This window comes from Pseudoduganella sp. R-31, assembly GCF_049913235.1.
In the GTDB taxonomy this organism is placed as follows: Bacteria; Pseudomonadota; Gammaproteobacteria; order Burkholderiales; family Burkholderiaceae_D; genus Rugamonas.
Window position 1 is genome coordinate 2,513,093 of record NZ_CP183986.1, and the last position, 25,023, is coordinate 2,538,115.

The following is a 25,023-nucleotide window of genomic DNA, read 5'->3' on the forward strand; positions in this document are numbered from 1 at the left end:
TCTGTGCCTGTGAGAAAATGGCGGATTAACCTGCCCTATATTGTCTTAGAGAGAATTATGTCACAAGCGAACGACACCCCAGCAACCCCGGTCACCCCGCAGCGCCCGAATGAAATGAACCTGGTGTGGGTCGACATGGAGATGACCGGCTTGGAGCCTGAGACCGACCGCATTATCGAAGTGGCAATGGTGGTCACCGACATGCACCTGAACGTGCTGGCCGAAGGCCCGGTGCTGGCGATCCACCAGTCGGACGAAACGCTGGACAAGATGGACGCCTGGAACAAAGGCACCCACGGCCGCTCCGGCCTGATCGACCGCGTGAAAGCGTCGACCGTGACCGAAGCCCAGGCCGAAGCCGAATTCATCGCCTTCATGCGCCAATGGGTCCCGAACGGCAAATCCCCGATGTGCGGCAACACCATCGGCCAGGACCGCCGCTTCATGGTCAAGTACATGCCCAAGCTGGAGGCCTTCTTCCACTACCGCAATATCGACGTGTCGACCCTGAAGGAGCTGGGCCGCCGCTGGAAACCGGAAATGGTCGCCGGCTTCAAGAAAGCCCAGAAGCACACCGCCCTGGCCGACATCATCGAATCGATCGAAGAGCTCAAGTACTACCGCGAGAACTTCATCAAGCTCTAATCAGCCGAGCCCGTGTCACACCATGGGGTCACACCCCAAGTGTGACACGAGCTGTGCTGCGCAGCCCGAGCGCCAGCGCGGCGCCCGCCAGCAGGGCCAGCGCGCAGGCCAGCAGGGCAGGCGGAAAGCCGGCGCCCGGCGCCGGGACAAACACTGGCAACCGTGTAAAGTCCGCCGCGCCGAACGGCTTCTCGTCAAATACGTAAGGATAGAAGTGGCGTCGCACCCGCTCATGGTAGGCGGCCACGCGATCCTGGTAGGCCATGCGGGCCTGCATATCGGTTCCCGCCAGCCGATGCAGCAGCACCTGCACATTCACTCCCGCCAGAAATATTGCCGCGTTGCGCGTCCACTCTTCACGCGACCACAGTGCGTTGCGGTACTGGGCTGCCTGCCCAGCAACCATGTCATCCCCGGCCTGGTGCATGGCGTAATACCACTTCCAATGGAAGCCTTCAGGCAGCGGCGCCGTGTTTTTCCACTCAGGATGGGTGCGGAAGAAGCGCTGCATCGTCTCCTCCTTCGGTTTGTCCCATGCCGCATGCACCGCCTGGCGCTGCGCCAGGGCCAGTTCCGCGCCTTGCGCTACCGGGATGGCCCGCTCCAGCGCGGCGTTGACTGCCGTCGGCAGCACCAATGCGAGCAGCACGAAGGCGGCCAGCAGCAACGCGGCGCCCGCTGCTGCGTTACGCGCCACAGTCGCGCCCCAGGCGGCCACGCCGCACCAGAAAACAAGGTAGAGCAGCGCAGCACCCGCCATCAGGGCCGTTTCACCCGGTGCGGCGTCGGACAGCAGCGCACCGGCAAGCAAAGGCACAAGCAGGGCCGCGGCAAGCAGGGCAAGGCGCAGCAGCACGCGGCGCCGCCACAGCGCGCCGGGCTTGCCGGGCAGGGAGGACAGCAAGCGCAAGCGCCCGGCCTCGCGCTCGCCGCTGACCATGTCGTGCATCAGGGCGATGATGAACAGCGGCGCCAGGTAGACCAGCACAAAGGCGAAGTCGAATCGTCCCGGCGCAGCCAGCTCGGGATTGATCGCTTCCGATTCATAGAGCTGCGCTTGCAGCCCAAGGGCGCGCACCTGCAGCGCATAGGGCTGGACGTCGCGCTGCCCGATGGCGGCAAAGGCCAACGGTGACGCCGGGTCGAAGGTCAGGTGAGGCGTGTAGTAGGCCGTGAGCCCGGCATCGCCGTCGGCAGGCTGGCGTTCTGCCCGTTCTGCAAGGTCGGCGGCATGGACGGCGGCGATCCGCTCCAGCGCGACGCGCTGAGCGCCCATCGCCTGCATGCCGTTCCAGACCGACAGTGCGGACAAGAGCGCCAGCACCACGAGCGCCGCAGCCGCAGGCCGCGAGCGTAACAACAGCAGCAGTTCAAATTTCCAGTTCTTCATTCAGATATTCCTTTCCAGACGGCGCGCGATCCAGGCGGCCAGCAATGCGGCGGCGCCCAGCCAGCCGGCGAGGACGGCCAGCGCGGGCCATACGCGCTGCGCGACTGTGCGTTCCAGCGGGGAGGGGGGATGGCGGTAGCGCGGCAGTGCGCGCCAGTAGTCAGCCGAAATGCGCTGAGCGCGGTCGTCGTGGTACTTCACTTTTTCGGCGTGCAGCCGGTTCAGCGCCTGGATCAGGCGATAGCGATAGTCCTCGCCGGCCAGAAGAAAGCGCTCATGCGCCGCCCGGTCGGTATCCGCCAGCGCCGCCGACATGCCGCGCAGGGCCAGCAGCGGCACCGCCAGCGCCGCCGTATCCAGCACGCTGCCTTGCGCGGCCTGGCGTGCGAAGTCGCGCTGCATGCTGGATAAAAACAGCTCGCTGGTCAGGCGCTCGCCTTCCTCGATCACCAGCCCCTTGTAGTTGACGGGCAGGTCCTCGACCTTGCTGACACCATACCGTTTCAGCACGCTGTCGCGGAAACTGCGGAAGTAGGGATCGTCCGGGTTATGGCTGTCGCCGATGCGCGCCAGTTCGGCGTGGACGGCCGCTTCCATTTCGATGCGGGTAGGGCGCGGCACCATGCTGGAAGCCAGGTCGGGCAGCATGCGCGGCAGCAGCACCGCCATCAGGGCCCAGGCGCCAACCAGCAAGAGCAGCGCATCGCGCGCCCGCCGCGCCAGGGCGGAAAGCAAGACCGCAGCAGCCGACCACAATAGCAGGTAGGCGGCGTAGCCCAGCGCCAGCCAGCCGGCCGGCGCCACCAGCAGCGGATCGGCCGCAGCGATCAACAGCAGGGCTGCCAGCGCCGGCGCCGCCAGCATGAGGGCCAACGCGCCGTGCGCCGCCAGCTTGCCCGTCACCAGCGCGCCGCCGCCGACGCCATGCGCCAGCATCAGCCGCAGTTGACCGCGTTCGCGCTCGCGCGCCAGGGCGCCGAACGCCAGGAACACCAGCAGTAAAGGGGCCAGCACCTGCAGCACGAAGGCCGGCGTCAATTGCCCGAAGCGCAGCAGCAGCGAAGACTGGCCGGCGTCGCTGAAGTTGGCGCTGTTCTGGCGGTGCCCTTCCAGGTACAGCGTGCTGCCGGTGAAAGGCGCCACGCCGAAGTCGAAGAAAGCGAGGGCGGTCAGCGGGCGGAACACGTAGTGCCCGTAATGCACCACCCGGTGCGGATGGCGGTCCGGCTGGCTGTTCCACTGCTCGTCGGCCTGCTGCTGGAGGCGGGCACGCTGCGCTTCCACGCTGTGGGCGCGTTCCAGGCTGACCATGATGGCCGCCAGCGTCAGCACCAGCAGCAGGCCCGCCGCAGCAACGGCGACCCTGCTGCGCCGCAGGGCGCGCCATTCCTCCAATGCCACGCGCCAAGCGGTGGCGGCAAACGCGGGCCTCATGCCGCCCTCCGTGCATCGGCATAGCGCTGGAACAACTGCTGGACATCGAAGCGCTGCGGCCCGTGCGCGGCCAGTTCATGGGCGATGCGGCCCCGGTCCAGGAAGCCGATGCGGTCTGCCACTTCGGCAGCGCCCAGCAGGTCGTGCGTCACCATGAACACCGTGACGCCGTGCTCGCGCAGCTTGAGCAGCAGGGCATTGAATTCGCTGGTGGCATGCGGGTCCAGGCCGGACGTCGGCTCGTCCAGCAGCAGCACCGGCACCAGGCGCGCCGCCGCCAATGCAATGGCAACCTTCTGGCGCATGCCTTTGGAGTAGCCGCCGAGACGACGGTCCCAGGCCGCCGGGTCCAGGCCGACGTCGTCCAGCGCCGCCTCGATGATGGCGGGCGCGGCGTCGGCGCCGCCCATGCGCAGCAGGTAATCGAGGTTCTCGCGTGCCGACAGGTGTTCGTACAAGGCGACGTTCTCCGGTACATAGGCCAGGCTGGCGCGCGCCGCCAGCGGATCGAACGCGGGATCGATGCCGCACACGCGGGCATAACCCTCCGCCGGGCGGGCGAAGCCGAGGAAGGCGTTCAGCGTGGTGGATTTGCCGGCGCCGTTGCCGCCCAACAGGGCGTAGATCTCGCCCTGGCGTACCTGCAAGTCGAGGCAGTCAAGCACCCTGGCCGTGCCATAGCGGACCGTCAGGCCCACCGCTTCAAGTGCAATCTTGGTCATCTGTGTTCTCCTTTCAATCAGTAGGAAGCCTGCAGCCCCAGCGAGACCGCACGCGGCGTTCCGGGCGCGACCCAGGTGCGCTGGTAGGAACTGGTGTAGTAGGTTTTGTCGAACAGGTTGTCGATATCGAGCGACAGCCGCAGGCCGCGGGCGATGTGCAAGTGCGCGACCAGGCGCGCCACCGTATAGGCCGGCAGATCGAACGGCGCTGCACCGCTGCTGGCCTGGGCCTGGGTGCGTGCTTCGCCCAGGCGGCGGCCCGTGTGCGTCACGCCGCCGCCAACGCCGAAGCGGGCGCCGTTGGCCAGCGCGCCTTCGTACATCAGCATCAGGCTGCCGTTCACGCGCGGCACGTTGAGCAAACGGCCTCCCGTTTCCAGCGTGTTGTCGCGCACCACCTGGGCGTCGATCAGGGACAGGCTGGCATTGGCGCGCCAGGCGCGGCCCAGTTGCCCGGCCAGGTCGAAGTCCAGTCCCCGGCTGCGCACCTCGCCAGCCGCCACGGAATAGGCGGGTTGCTGCGGATCGGTGGTGAGGGCATTGCGTTTGCGGATGTCGAACAGTGCCAAGGTGGCGCCGAGCCGGCCGCCTGCCTGCTCCCATTTCAGGCCCGCCTCGCTGGCCTTGCCGCGCTCGGGCGCGAAGGCGGAGCCGCTGGCGTCGCTGCCCGTGTTGGGACGGAAGGAGCTGCCCCAGTTGGCAAACAGCGTCCACGCCGGCGTGGCGAGGTAGCTGGCGCCGATGCGCGGGGAAGTGGCGTTCGGCTCCTGGCGCGCAACCGTGCCGTTGCGCCGGTTGGCCAGGGTCTGCTCGTGCCGGTCGTGCCGCAAGCCGGCCACCACGCGCCAGTGCTGGCCGAGGCGCAGCGTGTCCTGCGCATACACCGCCACGTTGCGCTGCTTCTCCAGCGTGTCGGTAAACAGGGCTGGCACCGGCAGCGGCTGGCCGTAGACGGGCGCCAGCACGTCGATCGCATACGGCGCGGCGGCGCTCGGGCTGGCGCGGAACATGCGCAGGTCGTAATCAAAGCGGTAAGCTTCGGCGCCGAGCAGCAGTTCATGGCCCGGCGCCGGACTGCCCGCCAGTTCCATGTGTCCGCCCAGGTCGTCGGAGCCGTAATCGCGCAGGCGGCGCTGGCGGCGCAGCGTGCGCTGGTCTGCATTGAGGGCGGCGGCCGGTTCAGTGGAGTAGCCATCGAGCAGGCCGCGCTTCCACAGCAAGCCGCCGCGCAGTTGCCACGCGTCCGACAGTACATGCTCGAACATCAGCTGCTGCGTGCTGTTGAAGATGCGGATATCGCCGTCGCCCGGTTCGCCGAGGAAGCGCCCGCGCGGCACGGCGCCCAGTTCATCGTTGACCGCTGCGATGCCGCGGTCCAGCGTGCCCACATGGCGCAGCAATTCGCCGCGGTACTCGAGGCGCGTGCCCGGTCCGGCCTTGATGCTGAGCGCCGGCGCCAGCAGGGTACGGCGTGAATGGACATGGTCGCGGAAACTGTCGCGCTTTTCGCTGGCAGCATTCAGGCGCCAGGCCAGCGCTTCGCCCAGCGGGCTGGTGGCGTCGAGGGCCGCGCGGCGCAGGCCGAAGCTGCCGGCCACCGCATCGAGCGCGTAGGCGGGCCGCCAGAGCGGCCGTTTGCTGACGATATTCAGCGTGCCGCCAGGTTCGCTGGCGCCGTACAGCGCCGCCACCGGGCCTTTCAGGAACTCGATGCGTTCGACGGCGGCCGTGTCGCGCGGCGCGTTGATGCCGCCGCGGTTGGCGGCAAAGCCATTCAGCAACAGGGCCATGCCGTTGTTCGGGTCCCCGGCCAGGCCGCGGATGGCGATGTTGTCCCACAGGCCGCCAAAGCTGTTCTGGCGCGACACGCCGCCAGCGTAATCGAGGGCATCGTCGATGCGCAGGGCGCCCAGGTCGTCCAGTACCTGGCGCGGCATGATGCGCACGGCTTGCGGCAGTTCACGCAGCGGCAAGTCGGTCTTGCTGCCCAGCGCGTCGCTGGCCAGGTAGCTGCCGGAGTCGCGGCGGCCCACGACTTCGACGGATTGCGGTTCTTCGGCACGAACCGACAGGGTGAGCAGTGCCAGCGCAGCCGGGATGGCACGCAGGCGGATTTTCTTCGTCATTTTTATCTTCTCGTCTTGCTTGATCAATGCGCCGCCGCACTGGGCGGCGCCGGGTCTTGGTCAGGGCAAGGCGTTGGCGGGCGGGCCGCGCGGGAGGTAGGGCGGTGCGGCGCGGCGGCCAGGCAAAGCCCGCTCGGCATAGGCCAGCGGGCGTGCCGGCGCCTGTGCCTGGGGCAGCAGGAGTGGCGCGGCCGGCAGGCGTTCGGCCAGCGTGGCGGCATCGTAAGCCAGGCAGGAATGCGCGTGCGCGACGTCGCGCACGTCCTTCTTCCAGGCGTGGGCGAGGCGGTGCTGCAGGCCGGCGGAAACCGCTGTCAGCAAGGCGGCCGCCAGCAGGGCGGCCAGCGCAATATGGATGGCACGCCGCGATGTCACGCGGGTGCGGCGGAATATGGGCATATCGGGTAGCGGCACGATGCCGCGGACGTAACAGGGAATCCTGCGCGCAAGCGGGCAGGGAGGTCAGGTCACGAAGCGATATGGGGCGGCGCCTGCCGCTGGGGGATCAGGTAGCGCTGGGGCGAAATTGCCGCTGGCGCCGAAGGCTGGCGCGCCAGGAAGTAGGCGACTGCCAGGAAGACCGCCAGGAGGGCGGGCGGCGTCGAAGGAACGTCGGCCGGGAAATGGCTGGCCATCTGGCAGGCCACGCAGTCATCCAGCTTGTCGGCCAGGTCGTGGCTGTGCGAGGACGCCGCCAGCAACTGCAATGCAAACACGATCGCGCACAACGCCAACAGCCAGCGCCACAAGCGATTGCCGTGGCGCAGTCCGGAACGTTGGGTATCGGGCCTGGTTTGCATAGCGAGCGAGTATAGCAACTTTTGTCCACTTTGTTCCTGACCCCAGGTGGACAAATTTTGCTGGTTGTTACTTGTCAGTCCTTGAACGCGGGCGGGCGCTTGGCCATGCCGGACATCATGGCTTCCTGCAGGTCGGCCGACATCAGCATGGCCGCGTTCCAGGTGGCGTTGTAATTGAGGCCGTCGGCAATCGAGTGGTCGCGCGCGTAGGTGATCATTTCCTTCACGCCCCGCACGGCCAGCGGCGCCTTGGCGGCGATATCGGCGGCAATGGCGCGCACGCCTTCGCGCAGCGCTTCCGGCGATTCGAACACGCGGTTGACCAGGCGGATTTCCCTGGCTTCCGCCGCCTCCACCTTGCGCGCCGTGTAGGCCAGTTCGCGCGCCATGCCTTCCCCGATCAGGCGCGGCAGGCGCTGCAGCGTGCCCACGTCGGCCGTCATGCCGATATCGATTTCCTTGATCGAGAACCAGGCGTCCGCCGAGCAGTAGCGCATGTCGGCGCAGGTGACCAGGTCGATGCCGCCGCCCACGCAGGCGCCATGCACGGCCGCCAGTACCGGCTTGCGGCAGCGTTCCAGGCTGGTGAGGGTGTCCTGCAGATCGAGGATGATGCGGCGCAGCGATTCGCGCATGCGGCCCTCGCAGTCGTTCTGGATCTGCTGGCCCAGGCCCATCATCATTTGCAGGTCGATGCCTGCCGTGAAGGCCTTGCCTTCGCCTTCCAGCACGGCGACGCGGATCTCGGGCGTGTCGTCAACGTAGCGGAAGGCGCTGCGGATGTCGTGCCACATGGCCAGGTTCATCGCGTTCAGCTTTTCCGGCCGGTTCAGGCGGACGGTGGCAATGTGGGCGTCAACGCTGATGGCGACAGTTTCGAGGACTGGAATGCTCATGGGGCTCTCCGTGCTTATTGCTCGGCGCCGTGGCACTTCTTGTACTTCTTGCCGCTGCCGCACGGGCAGTCGTCGTTGCGGCCGACTTTCGGCTCCTCGTGCTTGACGGTGGTCACGCCGGTCTTGCGGCGCGGCACCCACCATTTGTGGATGGCCGGCAGGTTGGCTTCGATGTCCAGCGCCAGTTGGTGGGCTTTCACCGGATCTTCCACTTCCGGCAGTTCTTCCGGCTTGATCTCGTCGGCGCCCAGCAGGTAGATCGGGCGCATCAGCGGAGCAGCTTCGGAATCCCAGATCTCGTCCCACGACCCCTCGCGCAGTTCCATGCCTTCCCAGAAGCCCCAGCACCAGGCCTCGGCGTTCAGCAGGACCTTGCCTTCATGTTCGTGCTCGACGAACAGCGGTTCGAATTCTTTCGGCGCCACTTCAAAGGTCACCAGCACTTCGTTCATGAAGCGGGTGATCAGGTTGTAGATGCGCTCTTCCTGCTTCGGGTTCTTGAACTTCGGACCGTCCTTGCGGTCCTCGCCCCAGATGCTCGGCAGCCATTCGGCCGGGGTAATCGGTTCCGGGCCGATGGCGATGGCGGTCAGGTAGCCATGCAGGTGGTCCATCGTCATGGAATCCTCCGGGCTCTGGTCGCCCAGCAGGAAGTTGTCGAGTTCGTCGAATTCTTTGTCGGTCAATGGCTGGTCGAGTTGCATGGCTTGGTGCTCTATATATTGGGTCGAAGGGCGACAGTATACGCCCTGGCCCTTACAATAGCGAGAATGACGCATCCATTCCTTGAATTGAGCCCGGACCGGGTACTCGACGCCCTGGCCAGCATCGGCCTGTATGGCGATGGCCGCCTGCTGGCGCTGAATTCCTATGAAAACCGTGTTTACCAGGTGGGCATGGAAGAGGGGCCGCCGGTGGTGGCCAAGTTTTACCGCCCGGGGCGCTGGACCGGCGAGCAGATCCTCGAAGAGCACGCCTTCGTGCAGGAGTTGCAGGAGCGCGAGGTGCCGGCCGTGCCGGCGCTGGCGCGCGATGGCCGCACCCTGCATGAATTCGAGGGTTTCCGCTTTGCCGTCTTCCCGCGCCACGGCGGCCGTGCGCCGGAAATGGACGATCCCAAGGTGCTGGAGTGGACCGGCCGCTTCATCGGCCGCATTCACGCGGCAGGGGCGGCGCGGCCGTTCGCCACCCGCCCGACCCTGGACATTGCCTCCTTTGGCGAAGAGCCGCGCGACTGGCTGCTGGCCAACGACTTCCTGCCGCCGGAACTCGTGACACCCTGGCGCTCGGTGGTCGACCAGGCACTGGACGGCGTGCGGCGCTGCTATGAGCGGGCAGGGCAGGTCGAGCTGATCCGCCTGCACGGGGATTGTCATGGTGGCAATGTTTTGTGGACTGATGCCGGGCCGCATTTCGTCGACTTCGACGACGCCCGCATGGGCCCGGCCGTGCAGGACCTGTGGATGATGCTGTCCGGCGAACGGAGCGACATGGTGCGCCAGATGGGCGATATCCTGGCCGGGTACGAAGACATGCGGGAGTTCGACCCGCGCGAGTTGTACCTGGTGGAAGCCCTGCGCACGTTGCGCCTTATCCACTACTCGGCCTGGCTGGCGCGGCGTTGGGACGATCCTGCGTTCCCGGTGGCTTTTCCGTGGTTTAATACACAACGATACTGGCAAGATCGTATCCTCGAATTGCGCGAGCAAATCGCGCTGATGGACGAGCCTCCCCTCTGGCCAGTTTGAAAAACCGGTAACCCGGTGTCAGACCCTGTGGGTCTGACACCTGCCACGCGGCTGGCGCAAGTCCGTGTCGCGGGCTTACCGGTTTTAAAACGAGAATTGCCGGGAAATCCCCGCTTTCCTCAAGAGCTTCGCCCCTGTTGGACTCATCGATAATGGCAACATCACCCCAAAAGCCAAGCGAGACCCTCATGCAAGCACAACTGCCGCCAAATACCGACGCCGTCGCCAGCGACCGTGCTGAGCATGAGAAAGCCGAGCTGAAGGCGATCACCGAAGCCATCGCCCGCGTCGAAGCCGAGGCGAAAGCCCAGTGCGCCGCAGAATCGCGCGCCGTGGCCGAGGCCCGCGCCCGCGCTCTGGCCGAAGACCGCGCCGCCCTCGAATCAGCCGCTGCTGCTGCTGCGGTGCAGAACGCCGAAGCTGCTGAAGAAGCCATCAAGATTAACAAGGAGCGCCTGGAAACCCTGCGCGCCGCCGCATCCGCCAGTGTGGCCCGCCTGGAAGCCGTCAAGCAGGAAACCGCCGAACTGCGCGCCCGCGTCGATGCCGACATCCAGGTGCGCCTGGCCGCCGAACAGCGCGCCAGGGCTGAAGAGGAAAGCCGCCGCCGCGCCGCCGAGCAGGTGGCCGAAGAGGCCAAACTGACCGAACTGGCCAGCAAGGCCGCCGAAGAACTGGCCGCGCAAGCCGAGCAGGCCCGCCTGCAAGCCGCCGAACGTGCGGCCGCCGTGCAAGCCGCCCGCGATGAAGTGGTGGGCGTGGCCTCGGCCGACGCCCGCATGACCACGATTGCACGCGAGCGCGAACGCCAGGCCCACGCCGCCCGCCTGACGGCCGAACAACTGGCCCAGGCCGAAGCCGAGGCCCTGGAAGCAACCCGCCAGCGCGAGCGTGCCGACCAGGTGGCCCTGGAGGCCGCTTTCAAGCGCGCCGCCGCCGAAGTGCGCGCGCTGGAAGAAGCCCGCGCCTTGGCACACCTGGAGCAGGAGCGTGAACAGATCGCCTTGGCCAAGGCCGAATCCGACCGCAGCGCCGCCCAGTCGCTGCACCTGCGCCTGCAAACCGAAAAGGAAATCCGCGACGCCGCCCTGCACCGCGAACGCGTCGAAGCCATGGCCGCCGACGCAGCCCAGGCTCGCCGTGATGCCGACCTGCAGATCATCGCCGCCACCGAGCGCCGCGTAGACACCGACCGCCAGCTGCACGCCATCGCCATGGCCCGCGTCGAGGCCGAGCAGCAAGCCGATTTCGAAACCCGAGCCCGCCTGGAGGCGGAGGCGGTAGCGCTGGAGCAGGCCAAGCTGCGCGAACAAGCCGAGCAGGCCGCTGCCGAGCAGGCCCGCATCGAAGCCGAGGAACACCAGCGGGCGGCCGCCATCGCAGCCGAACGCCAGCAACTGTCAGCGCGCTCCGTCGCCGTGGCAGCGGAGCAGGCTTCGGCCGAGAAGATCGAGCGCGATGCCGTCGCTGCGCAACTGGCCGCCGCAGAACAAGCCAATGCCCTGGCCCAGGAAAAAGCCGCCGCCGCTGTGCGCCTGGCCGATGCCGAGCGTGCCCGCGCGGAAGCCGAGCAGGCCGCGCAGGCAGCGATGAATGACCGTATCGCCGCTGAAGAAGTGGCCACCGCAGCGGCCAAGGCGCGGGTCGATGCCGAACGCGCCGGCGCTGCCGAAGCTCGGCGCAAGGCGGCTGCCGATGCCCGCTTGCAGGTGGCGGCTGAGCAGGAAGCCTCGGCCGTGCGTGCAATGGCTGAGCAGGTTGAATTTGATGCGGCCAACAAGGCTGCTGCTGCCGAGGCTGCCGCTGCCCAGGCGCGGCTGGCAGGTGAACTGGTCAAGGCGCAGGCTGAGCGTACCAAGGCCGAGCAGGCCCGCGTTGCGGCGGAGGAGTCGCTGCTCAAGTCGGAGCTGGAGTTCGTGGCCAAGGAGCGTGAGACCCTGGCGCTGATCGACCAGAAGCTGGTGCAGCAGCGTGCGGCCAATGCGGCCGAGGTGCGTGCGGCCAAGGCGATCGAAGTGCGCGTTGAGCTGGAGAAGAAGGCAGCCGCGGCCGCAAAGGCGCGTGCGGATGCCGAGGAACAGTTGGTGGAAGTGGCGCGCCAGCGTGAAGCGGCTGAGGTGGCGGCCAATGAGGCGGAATGGGCCAAGCTGGCGGAGCAGAAGACCCTGGTCGATACTGTTCATGCGCATGCCGAATTGCAGCGCCGGGTGACGGCGACAACTGCGGCGATGGTGGAGTCGAAGAAGAAGCTACTGGAGCAGGAGGCACGCCGCCAGCATGCGGCGCAGAATATGCTGAGTGCGATGGAAGATAAGGCGGCGCATCCGGCCGACGAGCATTCGGAGACCATGGCGCGCGATGTGATTGGGCGGCTGAAGGAAACTGCTGGCGCCGTGTGGCGCGGCCGTTAAACCGGTAAACCGGTGTCTGACCCACGGGGTCAGACACCTGGCCAGCGGCCGTCGCGTCACAGGTGCCAGACCCTGCGGGTCAGGCGGGACGGCCATCCGGCTGGTGTACCGGTTCAAGGCTGAACGTTCACCGACTCAACAAAATACTGCGTATCGCCGAAGCACGAAGTCGGCAACCCCTTATGCTGCGCATAATGCAGCACCACCCGCTTGCCCGCGGCCGCCGCGATCTGCGACGCGACAGCATCATCGCGCACGGTAAATTCGAACTTCTCCGGAATCGCCCCCGGCATCGAGGTCAGAAGAATCTCCCCCTCCCAGGTCTTGCAAATCCACCCGCGTTTGGAAAACTTCTGCAAATAACCGGCGCGCTCGCCCTCCGAATACGAATAGCTCAACGCCACCCACACATACGCTGCAAACAGCAGCGCCACGGCGGCCAGCAGGCCACCGACAATCACCAGCACACGACCCATTAAGACTCCTGAGGATGTAATTTCTTGTATTTGAGGGAAGACCACAGCGACACGGCAATGAACGCCACCCCGGACAGGCCGGTGAACCACTCCGGAATGTGATACTTCACGCTGGCGAACATGATCAGCGCCAGGATGCCGATTGCGTAATGCGCGCCGTGCTCGAGGTAAATGAACTCGTCCAGCGTGCCCTTGTGCACCAGGTACACCGTCAGCGAACGTACGTACATCGCGCCAATGGCCAGGCCCAGCATGATGATCACGACGTCGCTGGTAATGGCAAAGGCGCCGATCACGCCGTCGAAGGAGAACGAGGCATCCAGCACTTCCAGGTAGAGGAAGCCGCCGATCGAGCCGCCGGCCACCGCCTTGCCCACTTCGCCATGGCCTTCTTCTTCCAGCAGGCTGCTGATCCAGCCCACGCCCACGTAAATCGCGGTACCGATCACGCCCGAGTACAGCACGGTATAGCGCTTGGCTTCCGGCACCATCTGTACGCACAGCACCACGGCAACCAGGGTCAGCAGCACGGCCAGGCTTTCGGTGCCGTATTTGCCCACTTTTTCCTCGAACCAGTGGATCCAGTGCACGTCCTTTTCTTCGTCGAACAGGAAGTTCAGGAAAACCAGCAGCAGGAAGGCGCCACCAAAGGCTGCCACTTCCTCATGCACCCCCAGCAGGTGGCGCGAGTATTCTTCCGGCGTCTTGAGCGCCATGTCCCACACCGACAGCATGTCCAGCCCGGTCGCCGCCGCCACGATGGCCAGCGGGAAGATCAGCCGCATGCCGAACACGGCCACCAGGATACCGACGGTCAGGAACAGTTTCTGCCAGAACGCGTTCCAGTTCTTGAGGACCGAGGCATTGACCACGGCATTATCAAACGAGAGGGAGACTTCCATCACCCCCAGGACGCCGGTAATCCACAGCGCGGTAATCGCAGCGGACATGCCGCCATGGTTATAGCCCCACCAGCCGGCCAGCCCCATCAAGACGATGGTGACAATAATCGAAATCCTGAAATGCTTCATTTTTGCTTGCTATTAATAATTGTTAGTGCGCCGATTATAATGGGGGATTGCACCTTAGGACGCTATAAATGGATCTCGCTTACCTGCTGACGCCTGTCTTGACCTGGATTACTGTCGGTCCGATCAAATTCCTGATTAACAGTATCAAAGCCCGCAAATGGGCATTCAACCTGGTCGGGAATGGCGGCTTCCCATCCAACCACAGTGCCGTGGTCTCCAGCATGGCCACCCTGATCGCCCTGCGCGAGGGCATCGGGCATCCGGCCTTCGGCGTGGCAGTCGCGCTGTGTTTCATCGTGATCATTGACGCCAACAGCCTGCGCCAGCACGTCGGCCGCCAAGCGGCGGCGATCAACCGCCTGGCCAAGGATGCCACGGACCATAAATGGCTGCGCGAACGGATGGGCCATACCGTGATCGAGATCACCGGCGGCCTGGCCACCGGCATCGCCATGGGCCACATCATCTTCGCCCTGTTCCCGCGCGTCTGATCCCTTCAAATACCCCTGGATTGCTACACTAATGTAGCAATCCTTTCTTGCAGTTCAGCCACCGTTTTTGCGGTTCATCCGCGAATCCTGCAGTCCAGCCCTAAAAACCCGCAGTCTGGCCCGCGGTGAATTGACACTCTCCCTCTGTAAAAGGATACTTTTGCACGCTGCAGAAGTATGCATTCCATATTCAAAAATAAGCCGTCCACCAAACTGGAGATTCACATGTTGCGTAAAACCCTATTAGCTCTCGCCGTTGCATCCGCGCTGGTCGCCTGCGGCAAGTCCGACAAGGCGCCTGAAGCCGGCAAGGCCAGCGCCTCGGCGACTGCCGACGCGAAAGGCAAGGGCGATGACAAGAAGCTTGCAACGCTGCAGGTTGCATCTGAAGATCTGGTGACGGTGGAAAGCAATGCCCTGTCGTCCGGCCCGGTGATCACCGGTTCCATCCAGCCTGAACGCAAGGCCGACCTGCGCGCCGAAGTTGGCGCCGTCGTGATGCAGGTGCTGAAGGAGAACGGCGAAGCGGTCAAGAAGGGCGACCTGCTGGTGCGCCTGGACGATACTTCCCTGCGCGATGCGCTGAATTCGGCCCAGGAAGCCGTGCGCGCCTCGACCCAGTCGCTGGACCAGGCCGAGCGCGTCCTGCAGCGCCAGAAAACCCTGAAAGCCTCCGGCATGGTGTCCTCGCAGGTGCTGGAAGACGCCGAAGTGCGCCGCAATAACGCCCAGTCCGACCTGTCGGCTGCCAAGGCCCGCCTGGTGGCCGCCAACCAGCAGCTGACCCGCACCCTGGTGCGCGCGCCATTCGACGGCATCGTCTCCGAGCGCAAGGTCTCGGCCGGCGATACCGCGCAGATCGGCAAGGAACTGGTGAAAGTGGTCGACCCGGCGTCGATGCGCTTTGAAGGCCGCGTCTCCGCCGACTCGGTGGGCGTGGTCAAGGCAGGGCAGGGCGTGGTGTTCGCCATCAACGGCTACCAGGGCCAGAACTTCCTGGGCAAGGTCAAGCGCGTCGATCCGGCCGCCAATCCGGTCACCCGCCAGGTGGAAGTGCTGGTCGATTTCGCCGACAAGAACCTGCCGCGCGTCGCCGGGCTGTTCGCCGAAGGCCGCATCGAAGCGGAAACCACGTCGGCCCTGATGGTGCCGGAATCGGCCCTGGTCAAGCAAGGCGACACCACCTACGTCTGGAAGATCAAGGACAAGGCCTTGTCCAAAGCCACGCTGCAAATGGGCGCACGCGATGCGCGCAGCGGCAACTGGCAGGTGCAGTCGGGCCTGGCCAAGGGCGATATCGTGATGCGTACCCCGGCCTCCGGCTTCCGCGATGGCCAGAAAGTGGACCTGCAGATGAACAAGGCGGTTGCATCCGCTTCGGTGCCGGCCAATGCCGTCAAGGGCAACTAAAGAAGTATAAAAACCAGGGAAACCGGGGAAACTAAGTCATGTTCCTTTCCAATTTCAGTATCAAGCGCCCCGTCGCCATGATCGTCCTGATCGTGGCGATGATGGCCATGGGCCTGCTGGCCCTGTCCAAGCTGCGCGTCAACCAGAATCCCGACGTCGAGATTCCTCTGTTGATCGTCAACATTCCGTATCCTGGCGCTTCGCCGGAGACGGTCGAACGCGAGGTGGTCAACCGCCTCGAAAAATCGCTGCAGTCGATCGCCGGCGTGACCGACCTGTATTCGACCTCGCGCGAGGGCAGCGCCACCATCGAAATGCGCTTCACGTTCCAGAAGAACCTGATCGAAGCGTCCGACGAGGTGCGCAACGCCATCGCCTCGGTGCGCTACAAGCTGCCGACCGAGATGCGCGAGCCGATGATCCAGCGCATCGACACCTCGGCCGACCCGATCATGCAGATGTCGCTGTCGTCCAAGACCCAGTCGCACGCCGTGCTGTCGCGCCTGGCCGAAGACAAGCTGGCCGACCGCTACCGCGCGCTGGACGGCGTGGCCGTGGTCAACGTCAACGGCTCGCTGCGGCGCGAATTGTCGGTGCTGCTGCGCGCCGACAAGCTGCGCGAGTTCAACGTCTCGGTGGCCGAAGTGGCCAATGCGGTGCGCATGCAGAACACCAACGCCCCGGTGGGCAAGGTGCGAGGCGACCTGGAAGAGAAGGCGATCCGCCTGGTCGGCCGTATCGAGCGTCCGGAAGAATTCAAGGACGTGGTGGTCAAGCGCAACGGCGACCAGCTGATCCGCCTGGGTCAGGTGGCGACCATCGAAGACGGCTTCGCCGAGATCAATAACGTCAGCCTGCGGTCCGGCAAGCCGAACGTCGGCCTGGCCGTGATCCGCGCGCGCGATGCCTCCACCGTGTCGGTGGCCAAGGCAGTGCGCAAGCTGACCGAAGAAATCAACAAGGAATTCAAGGAAGAAGGCAACGGCACTTCGCTGGAAGTGACCCGCGACGGCGGTGAAGACGCGCAGGATTCCCTGAATAACGTGATCGAAGCCCTGGTATTCGGCGCCGTGCTGACCATCTTCGTGGTCTACGCCTTCCTGAACTCCTGGCGCTCGACCCTGATTACCGCGCTGTCGCTGCCGACCTCGGTGGTGGCGGCGTTCATCGCGGTCTGGCTGTGCGGCTTCACGCTGAACTTCATGACCCTGCTCGGCCTGTCGCTGGCAATCGGCGTGCTGATCGACGACGCCATCGTGGTGCGTGAAAACATCGTGCGCCATATGCAGAACGGTTCCGACCGCCGCAAGGCTGCACTGGAAGGCACGGCCGAAATCGGCCTGGCCGTGGCAGCGACCACCTTCTCCATCATGGCCGTGTTCATCCCGGTCGCCTTCATGGGCGGCATGCCGGGCGAATGGTTCCGTCCATTCGCGCTGACCGTGACCTGCTCGGTGGCGGTGTCGCTGTTCATCTCCTTCACGCTGGACCCGATGCTGTCGGCTTACTGGGGCGATCCGCCTGACCACCACAACGCGCCGAAGAAAGGCATCGGCAAGGTGCTGGACAAGTTCAACCACTGGTTCGACCACCAGGCCGACCGTTACGGCAAGGTGATCGCCTGGGCGCTGCACCATCGCCGCTGGATGGCTGTGATTGCCGTGGCGACCTTCGTTGGCGCGCTGGCGCTGCAGGGCACCATCGGCGGCTCCAGCTTCCTGCCGAAAGTGGACTTCGGCACCATCGCCATCGACGTGCGCACCCCGTCCTCGTCCAGCCTGGACTACACCAAGACCAAGATGGACAAGGCCGCGCAGATCGCTCACACCATTAAAGAAGTGAAGGCGACCAGCACCTACGTCAACCTGTCGGGCGGCCGTATCTGGGTCGACATCGGCAAGCGCAAGGAACGCAAGCGCGATGCCACCGAGATCGGCATGGAACTGCGACAGAAGCTGGCCGGCCTGGTGGGCGGCGAGTTCGTGGTGCTGGAAGACATCAACAACGGCGCCCGCAAGCCGGTGCAGATCGACTTCGTCGGTCCCGATTCGCGCAAGCTGATGGAGATCACCAACCAGTACATGGACAAGCTGCGCCAGGTCAAGGGCGCGGTCGATGTCGGCCTGTCCGAGCAGGATCCGAAGGACGAACTGCAGATTGAACTGAACCGCGGCCTGGCCAACTCGATGGGCATTTCGGCAGGCGATGCGGCGCAGTCGCTGCGCGTGGCCTTTGCCGGTATCGAGGTCGGCGACTGGGTCGACCCGACCGGCGAGACCCGCGACGTGGCAGTGCGCCTGCATCCGGAAGACCGGGTCAGCCCTGACAATATCGAGCGCCTGCCGATCGCCGTCACCGGCACCAACCAGATGGTGCCGCTCGACCAGATCGCCAAGATCACCATGGGCAAGGGCCCGGCCACCATCCGCCACAAGAACGGCAAGCGCATGGTGTCGGTATCGGCCAACGTGGAAGGCCGCTCGAACGGCGAAGTGATCAAGGAAGCCCGCGAGCTGGCTGAAAAGATGGACTACCCGCCAGGCTTCGGCATGGACGTGGGCGGCTCCGGCAAGGACCAGGCGGAAGTGTTCGGCGCGATGGGCATTGCCCTGGTATCCGGCATCGGCCTGATGTACCTGGTGCTGGTGATGCAGTTCGGCTCCTTCACGGCGCCGGGGGCGGTGATGCTGTCCTTGCCGCTGTCGCTGATCGGCGTGGTGGTGGGCCTGCTGCTGACGGGCGGTACGCTGAACCTGATGAGCTTTATCGGCGTCATCATGCTGATGGGCCTGGTCGCCAAGAACGCCATCCTGCTGCTCGACGCGGCGCGCAAGCGTGAGGAAGAGGGCTATGGCCGCGAGGATGCACTGATGTATGCGGGCCGCATGCGCTTGCGCCCGATCCTGATGACGACCTTCGCGCTGATCGCGGGCATGATGCCTGTGGCAATCGGCATGGGCGACGGCGGTGAGTTCTATCGCCCGATGGCGGTGGCCATTATTGGCGGCACCATCACTTCGACCCTGCTGACCCTGCTGGTGGTGCCGACCTTCTACGACAGCATCGAGATTACCCGCGACCGCATGGTGGCCAAGTTCAAGTATCGCGAGCAGCGCTGGAATACGGCAGTGGCCTTTGTGCTGACCTTCGTGGAAGCGATCCTGGCGCTGACCTTTGTGCGCCTGGTGTTCCGACTGGTGATGAAACTGGTTGGCCTGGTGACCGGCCGCCGCCAGCCATCGGCAGCGTAAAGCGCCTGAAACGCGTCAAGCGCGTACCAAGAAGGGCCTTCGGGCCCTTTTTTTGAACCAATGAGTTAAGGAAAATGCAAGATGTTCCTCTCCAATTTTAGTGTCCGGCGCCCCGTCGCGACGATCGTCCTGATCATCGCCATGATGGCCATGGGCTTGCTGGCCCTGTCCAAGCTGCGCGTCAACCGCGAGCCGGACGTTGAACTGCCGATGTTGTTCATCAATATCCCCTATCCGGGCGCCTCGCCGGAAACCGTGGAACGGGAAGTGGTCAACCGCCTGGAAAAGTCGCTGCAGTCGATTTCCGGCGTGGACGACCTGTTCTCCAATTCGGGCGAGAGCATGGCGACCTTCCAGATCCGCTTCAGCTTCAACAAGAACCTGATTGAAGCCTCGGACGAAGTGCGCAATGCCATTGCCGCGGTGCGCTACAAGCTGCCGACGGAAATGCGGGAACCGATGATCCAGCGTGTCGATACCGCGGCCCAGCCCGTGATGCAGCTGGCGCTGTCGTCGAAAACGCTGTCGCATGCCGCCATTTCGCGCCTGGCGGAGGACAAGCTGGCCGACCGCTTCCGCGCGTTGGACGGCGTGTCGGTCGTGAACGTCAACGGCGCGCTGCGGCGTGAGCTGTCGGTGCTGCTGCGCGCCGAGAAGCTGCGCGAGTACAACGTTTCGGTGGCCGAGGTCACCAGCGCCTTGCAGATGCAGAACACCAATGCGCCGGTGGGCAAGGTGCGCGGAACCCTGGAAGAAAAGGCGATCCGCCTGGTAGGCCGCATCGAGCGCCCGGAAGAATTCAGGGACGTGGTGGTCAAGCGCAATGGCGAACAGCTGGTGCGCCTGGGCCAGGTGGCGCAGATCGAGGACGGCTTCGCCGAAATCAATAGCGTCAGCCTGCACAGCGGCAAGCCGAACGTGGCACTGCATGTGATTCGCGCCCGTGATGCATCCGCCGTGTCGGTGGGTAAGGAAGTGCGCAAGCTGACCGAGGAAATCAACAAGGAACTGGCCGACAGCGGCACTGTGCTGGACATCACCGAAGACGGCGGCAAGGAAGCCCAGGAATCGCTGGACAACGTGATCGACGCGCTGGTGTTCGGCGCCGTGCTGACCATCTTCGTGGTGTACGCCTTCCTCAACTCCTGGCGCTCCACCCTGATTACCGCGCTCTCGCTGCCAACCTCGGTGGTGGCGGCCTTCATCGCGGTCTGGCTGTGCGGCTTTACGCTGAACTTCATGACCCTGCTTGGCTTGTCGCTGGCGATCGGCGTGCTGATTGACGACGCCATCGTGGTGCGTGAAAACATCGTGCGCCATATGCAGAATGGTTCCGACCGCCGCACGGCTGCGCTGGAAGGCACGGCCGAAATCGGCCTGGCCGTGGCCGCGACCACTTTCTCGATCATGGCGGTATTCATTCCGGTGGCCTTCATGCCCGGCCTGGCCGGCGAATGGTTCCGCCCATTCGCGCTGACCGTGACCTGCTCGGTGGCCGTGTCGCTGTTCATCTCCTTCACGCTGGACCCGATGCTGTCGGCCTTCTGGGGCGACCCGCCGGACCACCACAGCGCGCCGAAGCAGGGCCTCGGCAAGCTGCTGGACAAGTTCAACCACTGGTTCGACCGCCAGGCATCCCGCTACGGCAAGGTCATTGCCTGGGCGCTCGACCATCGCCGTTCGATGGGCGCGATTGCGCTGGCCAGCTTCGTTGCCGCGATTGCGCTGCAGGCGACAGTGGGCGGCACCAGTTTCATGCCGAAGCAAGACCACGGTGCCCTGAAAGTCGAAGTACGCACCCCTTCTTCGTCCAGCCTGGCCTACACGCGCGGCAAGATGGAGAAGGTGTCCGCTGTTGCCATGGGCATCAAGGAAGTGAAGTCGACCGAGGTGTACATCAACCAGGCCAGCGGCAATATCTGGATCGATATCGGCGAGCGCAGCGAACGCAAACGCGGCGCCGGCGAGATCGCCTCCGAACTGCGCCAGAAGCTGGCTGGCATGGTGGGCGGCGAGTACACCGTGATCGACGATTTTGGCGGCGGGGGCGGCGGCAAGGCCGTGCAGATCGACTTTGTCGGCCCGGACTCGCGCAAGCTGATGGAGATCACCAACGAGTTCATGGCCAAGCTGCGCCAGGTGCCGGGTGCGGTCGATGTCGGCCTGTCCGAACAGGATCCGAAGGACGAGCTGCAAATCGAACTCAATCGCGGCCTGGCCAACTCGATGGGCATTGCCGCCGGCGATGCCGCCACCTCCTTGCGCGTAGCATTTGCCGGAGTGGAAGTGGGCGACTGGGTTGACCCGACCGGCGAAGCGCGTGACGTGGCTGTGCGCCTGCATCCGGATGACCGCCTGAGCCTGGAACATATCGAGCGCCTGCCGATCAAGGTGGCTGGCACCAACCAGATGGTGCCGCTGGACCAGATCGCCAAGGTCTCGATGGGCAAGGGCCCGGCCGGCATCCGCCACAAGAATGGCATGCGCACGATCGCCGTCACCGCCAACGTGGAAGGGCGCGCGGCAGGCGAGGTGCTGGCCGACGCCAAGAAGATCGCCAAGGAAATGAATTATCCGCCGGGCTTTGGCCAGGGCGTGGGCGGCGCCAGCAAGAACCAGGGCGAAATCTTCTCCGCGATGGGCATCGGCCTGCTGTCCGGCATCGGCCTGATGTACCTGGTGCTGGTGATGCAGTTCGGCTCGTTCACGGCGCCGGGCGGTGTGATGCTGTCGCTGCCGCTGTCGCTGATTGGCGTGGTGGTAGGCTTGATCGTGACCGGCGGCACCCTTAACCTGATGAGCCTGATCGGCGTCATCATGCTGATGGGGCTGGTGGCCAAGAACGCCATCCTGCTGCTCGACGCGGCGCGCAAGCGCGAAGAGGAGGGCGCCAACCGCCACCAGGCCCTGATCGAAGCGGGCCAGATGCGCCTGCGCCCAATCCTGATGACCACCTTTGCCCTGATCGCCGGCATGATGCCGGTCGCGATCGGCATGGGCAACGGCGGCGAGTTCTACCGGCCAATGGCAGTGGCCATCATCGGCGGCACCGTCACCTCGACGCTGCTGACCCTGCTGGTCGTGCCGACCTTCTACGACAGTATCGAGATCGCCAAGGAGCGCATGGTCGCCAAGTTCCAGCGCCGTGATGAACGCTGGGGCGCCGCGCTGGCCTTCATCCTGACCCTGGTAGAAGCGATCCTGGCCCTGGTTTTCGTGCGCCTGGTCTTCCGCCTCGTTATGAAGCTGCTCTCGTTTGTAACCAGAAAGCAACGGAGTCAGCTCGCCTGATTCCCCTATGACAGAGGGCTTTCGGGCCCTCTTTTCTTAAACTATTTTCAATTAAAAAGCACCGTCGTACGGTTTTGGTGTAGACTGCGGTGCCCTCGCGCATTTCTTATGACGCAAGGTTGAACATATATCAATAACGAACAGCCGAGACCTACCTTGAACCCAAAATACCTCTCCCTGATGGTTGCTGCCGCCCTGTCGGCCGCCGCAATGAACGCAAACGCATCCGGTTACCGCTTCGGTTCCCAGTCCGTGTCCGGCCAGGGCACTGCGGATTCCAACACCGCTGAAGCTGCCGATGCTTCCACCATTTTCGCCAATCCAGCCGGCCTGTCCCGTCTGGAAGGCACCCAATTCTCCGGCGGCATCACCGCCGTGGTACCGCACTCGACCTACGACGACCAGGGCTCGCAGCGTTACGGCAAGGTCGGCTCGACCGGCGGCGCAGCGCATCAGGATGACTACGCTCCAAGCGCGGTGGCGGCTCCTTCCCTGTACATCTCCCACAAGCTGAACGACAAGTGGGCGTTGGGCTTCGGCGCCTTCGTTCCTTACGGCGCGAAGCTGGACTATGACAACAACTGGGCCGGCCGCTACGCGCTGACCAGCATCGACCTGAAGTCGGTGACCCTGAACCCATCCGTCTCGTTCAAGCTGGACGAGCGTCACTCCTTCGGCTTCGGTATCGATGCCGAGTTCATGAAGGCCGAGCTGGGCCAGGGCGTTGACGTGCCAGGCTCCATCATGTTCCTGAGCGCCAACGCTGCCACGAACCCTGCGATTGCCGCGCGTCGTGCTGAACTGCTGCAAAAGATCGTTTTAGCCGGTGGCAACCCTGCTGCCCTGTTAGCCGCTAAAGATGGCCACGCCACCATGGACGGCAAGGATTGGGGCGTAGGCTTCAACCTGGGCTACATGTTCAACCTGACCAAGGACACCCGCTTCGGCCTGGCCTACCGTTCGTCGATCCATCACAAGCTGAAGGGCGACGCGGTGTGGGACTTCTCCACCGTCACCAGCGATGCAAAGGTGAACGCCGTGTTGCAAGCGTCCTCCCGCAAGGCCAATTCGGGCGCCCTGGTTGACATCAAGACCCCGGAAACCCTGTCGGCCAACGTGTTCTCGCAGATCGACGACAAGCTGGCTCTGATGGCTGACCTGACCTGGTCCCGTCACTCCCGCATGAAAGACCTGCATATCGAGTTCGTCGGCACCGGCGAAGGCGATGAAGTGATCCGCCAGCAGTGGAAAAACACCATGCGCGCATCGCTGGGCATGAACTACAAGCTGAATGACGCCTGGCTGCTGCGCGCCGGTGTGGCAATCGACGAATCCCCAGTGGAAAAGGCATCCCTGCGCCATCCAGCACTGCCTGATTCGGACCGCAAGCAGCTCTCCTTCGGTGCAAACTGGAAGGTAACGGCTAATTCGTCGATCGACCTGGCTTACAGCTACCTGAAGTTCGACGACGCGTCGTCCACTTACCAAAACCAGTGCAGCACCCTGGCACCTGCCGGCACCTGCACCGGCAACGGCGAAACCACCGTCGGCACCTGGAAGACCCACATGTCGCTGGTTGGCCTGTCGTACAACTATAAGTTCTAATCCTCCACGGATGAACCGAGAAGCCGGCGCTTGCGCCGGTTTTTTTTATGTTTGAACCCACTGGCGGTATCGAAAATTCCCGATCGTTGTGCCCCATTGCTGCTGCAACAGCGCGAGAACGGGCGTCACGTTGGGGTTGGCCGGTTTGCCGCGGCTCAGGCGGCGCAGCTGGTGCTTCACCATCGCCATGTAGGTCACCGAAGCCAGCACCTTGTTCTTCCAGGTGATGGCGCGCAGCAGGGGAGCCTGCGCCTTGTCCGTGCGCCAGGCATTGGGCAGTTGCGGGTCGAGTGCGAGTGCGGTGCCGATGCCCGCCATGTCGATGCCGCTGGCCAGTACTTGTTCGACGACAGCAAAGCGGCGGATGCCGCCGGTGACCATGACCGGCATGCGCGCCACCGACCGGATGTCCTTCGCAAATTCAAGGAAATAAGCTTCGCGCGCCAGCGTACGTCCATCGCGCGCCTCACCCTGCATGGCCGGCGCCTCGTAGCTGCCGCCCGAGAGTTCGATCAGGTCCACGCCTAGCGGGTTGAGTATCCCGACCACCTTCTTCGCATCGTCGGTACTGAAGCCGCCGCGCTGGAAGTCGGCCGAATTAAGCTTCACGGCAACCGCGAAACTGCTGCCCACCACAGCGCGCACGCCTTTGACGATGTCGATCAGCAGGCGGGCACGGTTTTCGAGCGAGCCGCCCCAGCGGTCATCGCGCTTGTTGGTGATGGGGGAGAGGAATTGGCTGAGCAGGTATCCATGCGCCGCGTGGATTTGCACCCCATTGAAGCCGAACCCCTCAGCCAGTTGCGCGGCCTTGATGAAACGCTCCTTCACTTCGGCGATATCTCCCTCCGTCATCGCGCGCGGGGCTGCGAACTGCTTCGAAAAACTCCCCAGATCCATCGCCACAGCGGAAGGCGCGATGGTCGGCTGCCCCAGGGCGGCCGGCATCTGCCGGCCCGGGTGATTAAGCTGCAGCCAGATGTGGGCGCCATGGGCTTGCGCAGTTGCCGCCCAATCCTGGAAGCGGTCGCTGTGCAGCCAGGAATCCAGCACAACGCCGCCCGGCCCGGTCATGGCGCGCCGGTCGACCATGACGTTGCCGGTTATGAGCAGGCCCGCGCCACCTTCAGCCCAGGCGCGGTAAAGCCGGATCAACTGGGCGGAAGGAGCATGGTCCTTGTCCGCCATATTCTCTTCCATGGCGGCTTTGGCGATGCGATTCGGGATGACGGCACCGTTGGGCAGTGCCAGTGATTCGAAAGGGTTCATCGTGAAGTCCAGTGAGTTGCGATGGCT

Annotated in this window: 19 protein-coding genes; 8 read left to right on the forward strand and 11 right to left on the reverse strand. The window is 64.6% G+C overall.

Annotated elements, in window-relative coordinates; genetic code table 11:
- Nucleotides 1–57 precede the first annotated feature (57 nt).
- A complete protein-coding gene (orn, locus tag ACN9MY_RS11445; RefSeq protein ID WP_426170736.1) occupies nt 58–645 on the forward strand; it encodes an oligoribonuclease in 588 nt (195 codons plus the stop codon).
- Nucleotides 646–673: 28 nt separating this feature from the next.
- On the opposite strand, the gene ACN9MY_RS11450 is transcribed toward orn, so the two are convergent.
- The 8 genes from ACN9MY_RS11450 to ACN9MY_RS11485 all read right to left on the reverse strand — a co-directional run bounded on the left by ACN9MY_RS11450 (nt 674) and on the right by ACN9MY_RS11485 (nt 8,717).
- A complete protein-coding gene (locus tag ACN9MY_RS11450; RefSeq protein ID WP_426322474.1) occupies nt 674–2,035 on the reverse strand; it encodes a DUF3526 domain-containing protein in 1,362 nt (453 codons plus the stop codon).
- Nucleotides 2,036–3,469: a DUF3526 domain-containing protein gene (locus ACN9MY_RS11455; protein ID WP_426337354.1), complete on the reverse strand. Its 1,434-nt coding sequence runs from the start codon at nt 3,467–3,469 to the stop codon at nt 2,036–2,038.
- A complete protein-coding gene (locus tag ACN9MY_RS11460; protein WP_426337355.1) occupies nt 3,466–4,191 on the reverse strand; it encodes an ABC transporter ATP-binding protein in 726 nt (241 codons plus the stop codon). Before ACN9MY_RS11460 ends, ACN9MY_RS11455 begins: the two co-directional genes overlap by 4 nt.
- Nucleotides 4,192–4,208: 17 nt before the next feature.
- A complete protein-coding gene (locus ACN9MY_RS11465; protein WP_426337356.1) occupies nt 4,209–6,317 on the reverse strand; it encodes a TonB-dependent siderophore receptor in 2,109 nt (702 codons plus the stop codon).
- Nucleotides 6,318–6,377: 60 nt separating this feature from the next.
- Nucleotides 6,378–6,716 (reverse strand): hypothetical protein, encoded by a 339-nt coding sequence (locus ACN9MY_RS11470; RefSeq protein ID WP_426170743.1) that lies wholly within the window; start codon nt 6,714–6,716, stop codon nt 6,378–6,380.
- 68 nt (nt 6,717–6,784) lie between these two features.
- Nucleotides 6,785–7,117, reverse strand: a complete 333-nt coding sequence (locus ACN9MY_RS11475) for a hypothetical protein (protein ID WP_426170745.1) — start codon at nt 7,115–7,117, stop codon at nt 6,785–6,787.
- Between the two features lie 74 nt (nt 7,118–7,191).
- The gene (locus ACN9MY_RS11480; RefSeq protein WP_426322481.1) at nt 7,192–8,013 is read right to left on the reverse strand and encodes a crotonase/enoyl-CoA hydratase family protein; all 822 of its coding nucleotides are present in this window, start codon (nt 8,011–8,013) and stop codon (nt 7,192–7,194) included.
- Nucleotides 8,014–8,027: 14 nt separating this feature from the next.
- Nucleotides 8,028–8,717, reverse strand: coding sequence for a UPF0149 family protein (locus tag ACN9MY_RS11485; RefSeq protein ID WP_057263497.1), 690 nt, complete (start codon nt 8,715–8,717; stop codon nt 8,028–8,030).
- 66 nt (nt 8,718–8,783) lie between these two features.
- Here ACN9MY_RS11485 and ACN9MY_RS11490 point away from each other — a divergent pair, with 66 nt between their 5' ends.
- Together ACN9MY_RS11490 and ACN9MY_RS11495 are read left to right on the forward strand one after the other, a co-directional pair.
- Nucleotides 8,784–9,761, forward strand: a complete 978-nt coding sequence (locus ACN9MY_RS11490) for a serine/threonine protein kinase (protein WP_426337357.1) — start codon at nt 8,784–8,786, stop codon at nt 9,759–9,761.
- A gap of 188 nt (nt 9,762–9,949) precedes the next feature.
- Nucleotides 9,950–12,172, forward strand: coding sequence for a hypothetical protein (locus ACN9MY_RS11495; RefSeq protein WP_426337358.1), 2,223 nt, complete (start codon nt 9,950–9,952; stop codon nt 12,170–12,172).
- 113 nt (nt 12,173–12,285) lie between these two features.
- Here the strand turns inward: ACN9MY_RS11495 and ACN9MY_RS11500 are convergent, their stop codons facing one another.
- Nucleotides 12,286–12,648: a hypothetical protein gene (locus ACN9MY_RS11500; RefSeq protein ID WP_426170753.1), complete on the reverse strand. Its 363-nt coding sequence runs from the start codon at nt 12,646–12,648 to the stop codon at nt 12,286–12,288.
- The gene (locus ACN9MY_RS11505) at nt 12,648–13,679 is read right to left on the reverse strand and encodes a DUF475 domain-containing protein (protein ID WP_426170754.1); all 1,032 of its coding nucleotides are present in this window, start codon (nt 13,677–13,679) and stop codon (nt 12,648–12,650) included. Before ACN9MY_RS11505 ends, ACN9MY_RS11500 begins: the two co-directional genes overlap by 1 nt.
- 68 nt (nt 13,680–13,747) lie before the next feature.
- Here ACN9MY_RS11505 and ACN9MY_RS11510 point away from each other — a divergent pair, with 68 nt between their 5' ends.
- The 5 genes from ACN9MY_RS11510 to ACN9MY_RS11530 all read left to right on the forward strand — a co-directional run bounded on the left by ACN9MY_RS11510 (nt 13,748) and on the right by ACN9MY_RS11530 (nt 23,727).
- Complete coding sequence (locus ACN9MY_RS11510; protein WP_426170755.1) at nt 13,748–14,170, forward strand: divergent PAP2 family protein; 423 nt, start codon at nt 13,748–13,750, stop codon at nt 14,168–14,170.
- 225 nt (nt 14,171–14,395) lie between these two features.
- Entirely contained in the window at nt 14,396–15,580 is a 1,185-nt protein-coding gene (locus ACN9MY_RS11515) for an efflux RND transporter periplasmic adaptor subunit (RefSeq protein ID WP_426337359.1), read from the forward strand.
- 38 nt (nt 15,581–15,618) lie between these two features.
- On the forward strand, nt 15,619–18,831 hold the full coding sequence (locus tag ACN9MY_RS11520) for an efflux RND transporter permease subunit (protein WP_426337360.1): 3,213 nt from the start codon (nt 15,619–15,621) through the stop codon (nt 18,829–18,831).
- 81 nt (nt 18,832–18,912) lie between these two features.
- Nucleotides 18,913–22,122: an efflux RND transporter permease subunit gene (locus ACN9MY_RS11525; RefSeq protein WP_426170760.1), complete on the forward strand. Its 3,210-nt coding sequence runs from the start codon at nt 18,913–18,915 to the stop codon at nt 22,120–22,122.
- Nucleotides 22,123–22,278: 156 nt separating this feature from the next.
- A complete protein-coding gene (locus tag ACN9MY_RS11530) occupies nt 22,279–23,727 on the forward strand; it encodes an OmpP1/FadL family transporter (protein WP_426337361.1) in 1,449 nt (482 codons plus the stop codon).
- A 45-nt stretch (nt 23,728–23,772) separates the two neighbouring features.
- Here the strand turns inward: ACN9MY_RS11530 and ACN9MY_RS11535 are convergent, their stop codons facing one another.
- Nucleotides 23,773–24,996: an NADH:flavin oxidoreductase/NADH oxidase family protein gene (locus tag ACN9MY_RS11535; protein WP_426337362.1), complete on the reverse strand. Its 1,224-nt coding sequence runs from the start codon at nt 24,994–24,996 to the stop codon at nt 23,773–23,775.
- Nucleotides 24,997–25,023: the final 27 nt, after the last annotated feature.

Coding starts and splice junctions, on each gene's coding strand:
- orn (WP_426170736.1), top strand. CDS start 58: ATGTCACAAGCGAACGACACCCCAGCAACCCCGGTCACCCCGCAGCGC.
- ACN9MY_RS11475 (WP_426170745.1), bottom strand. CDS start 7,117: ATGCAAACCAGGCCCGATACCCAACGTTCCGGACTGCGCCACGGCAAT.
- ACN9MY_RS11505 (WP_426170754.1), bottom strand. CDS start 13,679: ATGAAGCATTTCAGGATTTCGATTATTGTCACCATCGTCTTGATGGGG.
- ACN9MY_RS11460 (WP_426337355.1), bottom strand. CDS start 4,191: ATGACCAAGATTGCACTTGAAGCGGTGGGCCTGACGGTCCGCTATGGC.
- ACN9MY_RS11535 (WP_426337362.1), bottom strand. CDS start 24,996: ATGAACCCTTTCGAATCACTGGCACTGCCCAACGGTGCCGTCATCCCG.
- ACN9MY_RS11515 (WP_426337359.1), top strand. CDS start 14,396: ATGTTGCGTAAAACCCTATTAGCTCTCGCCGTTGCATCCGCGCTGGTC.
- ACN9MY_RS11470 (WP_426170743.1), bottom strand. CDS start 6,716: ATGCCCATATTCCGCCGCACCCGCGTGACATCGCGGCGTGCCATCCAT.
- ACN9MY_RS11480 (WP_426322481.1), bottom strand. CDS start 8,013: ATGAGCATTCCAGTCCTCGAAACTGTCGCCATCAGCGTTGACGCCCAC.
- ACN9MY_RS11455 (WP_426337354.1), bottom strand. CDS start 3,469: ATGAGGCCCGCGTTTGCCGCCACCGCTTGGCGCGTGGCATTGGAGGAA.
- ACN9MY_RS11500 (WP_426170753.1), bottom strand. CDS start 12,648: ATGGGTCGTGTGCTGGTGATTGTCGGTGGCCTGCTGGCCGCCGTGGCG.
- ACN9MY_RS11510 (WP_426170755.1), top strand. CDS start 13,748: ATGGATCTCGCTTACCTGCTGACGCCTGTCTTGACCTGGATTACTGTC.
- ACN9MY_RS11520 (WP_426337360.1), top strand. CDS start 15,619: ATGTTCCTTTCCAATTTCAGTATCAAGCGCCCCGTCGCCATGATCGTC.
- ACN9MY_RS11490 (WP_426337357.1), top strand. CDS start 8,784: ATGACGCATCCATTCCTTGAATTGAGCCCGGACCGGGTACTCGACGCC.
- ACN9MY_RS11525 (WP_426170760.1), top strand. CDS start 18,913: ATGTTCCTCTCCAATTTTAGTGTCCGGCGCCCCGTCGCGACGATCGTC.
- ACN9MY_RS11485 (WP_057263497.1), bottom strand. CDS start 8,717: ATGCAACTCGACCAGCCATTGACCGACAAAGAATTCGACGAACTCGAC.
- ACN9MY_RS11495 (WP_426337358.1), top strand. CDS start 9,950: ATGCAAGCACAACTGCCGCCAAATACCGACGCCGTCGCCAGCGACCGT.
- ACN9MY_RS11465 (WP_426337356.1), bottom strand. CDS start 6,317: ATGACGAAGAAAATCCGCCTGCGTGCCATCCCGGCTGCGCTGGCACTG.
- ACN9MY_RS11450 (WP_426322474.1), bottom strand. CDS start 2,035: ATGAAGAACTGGAAATTTGAACTGCTGCTGTTGTTACGCTCGCGGCCT.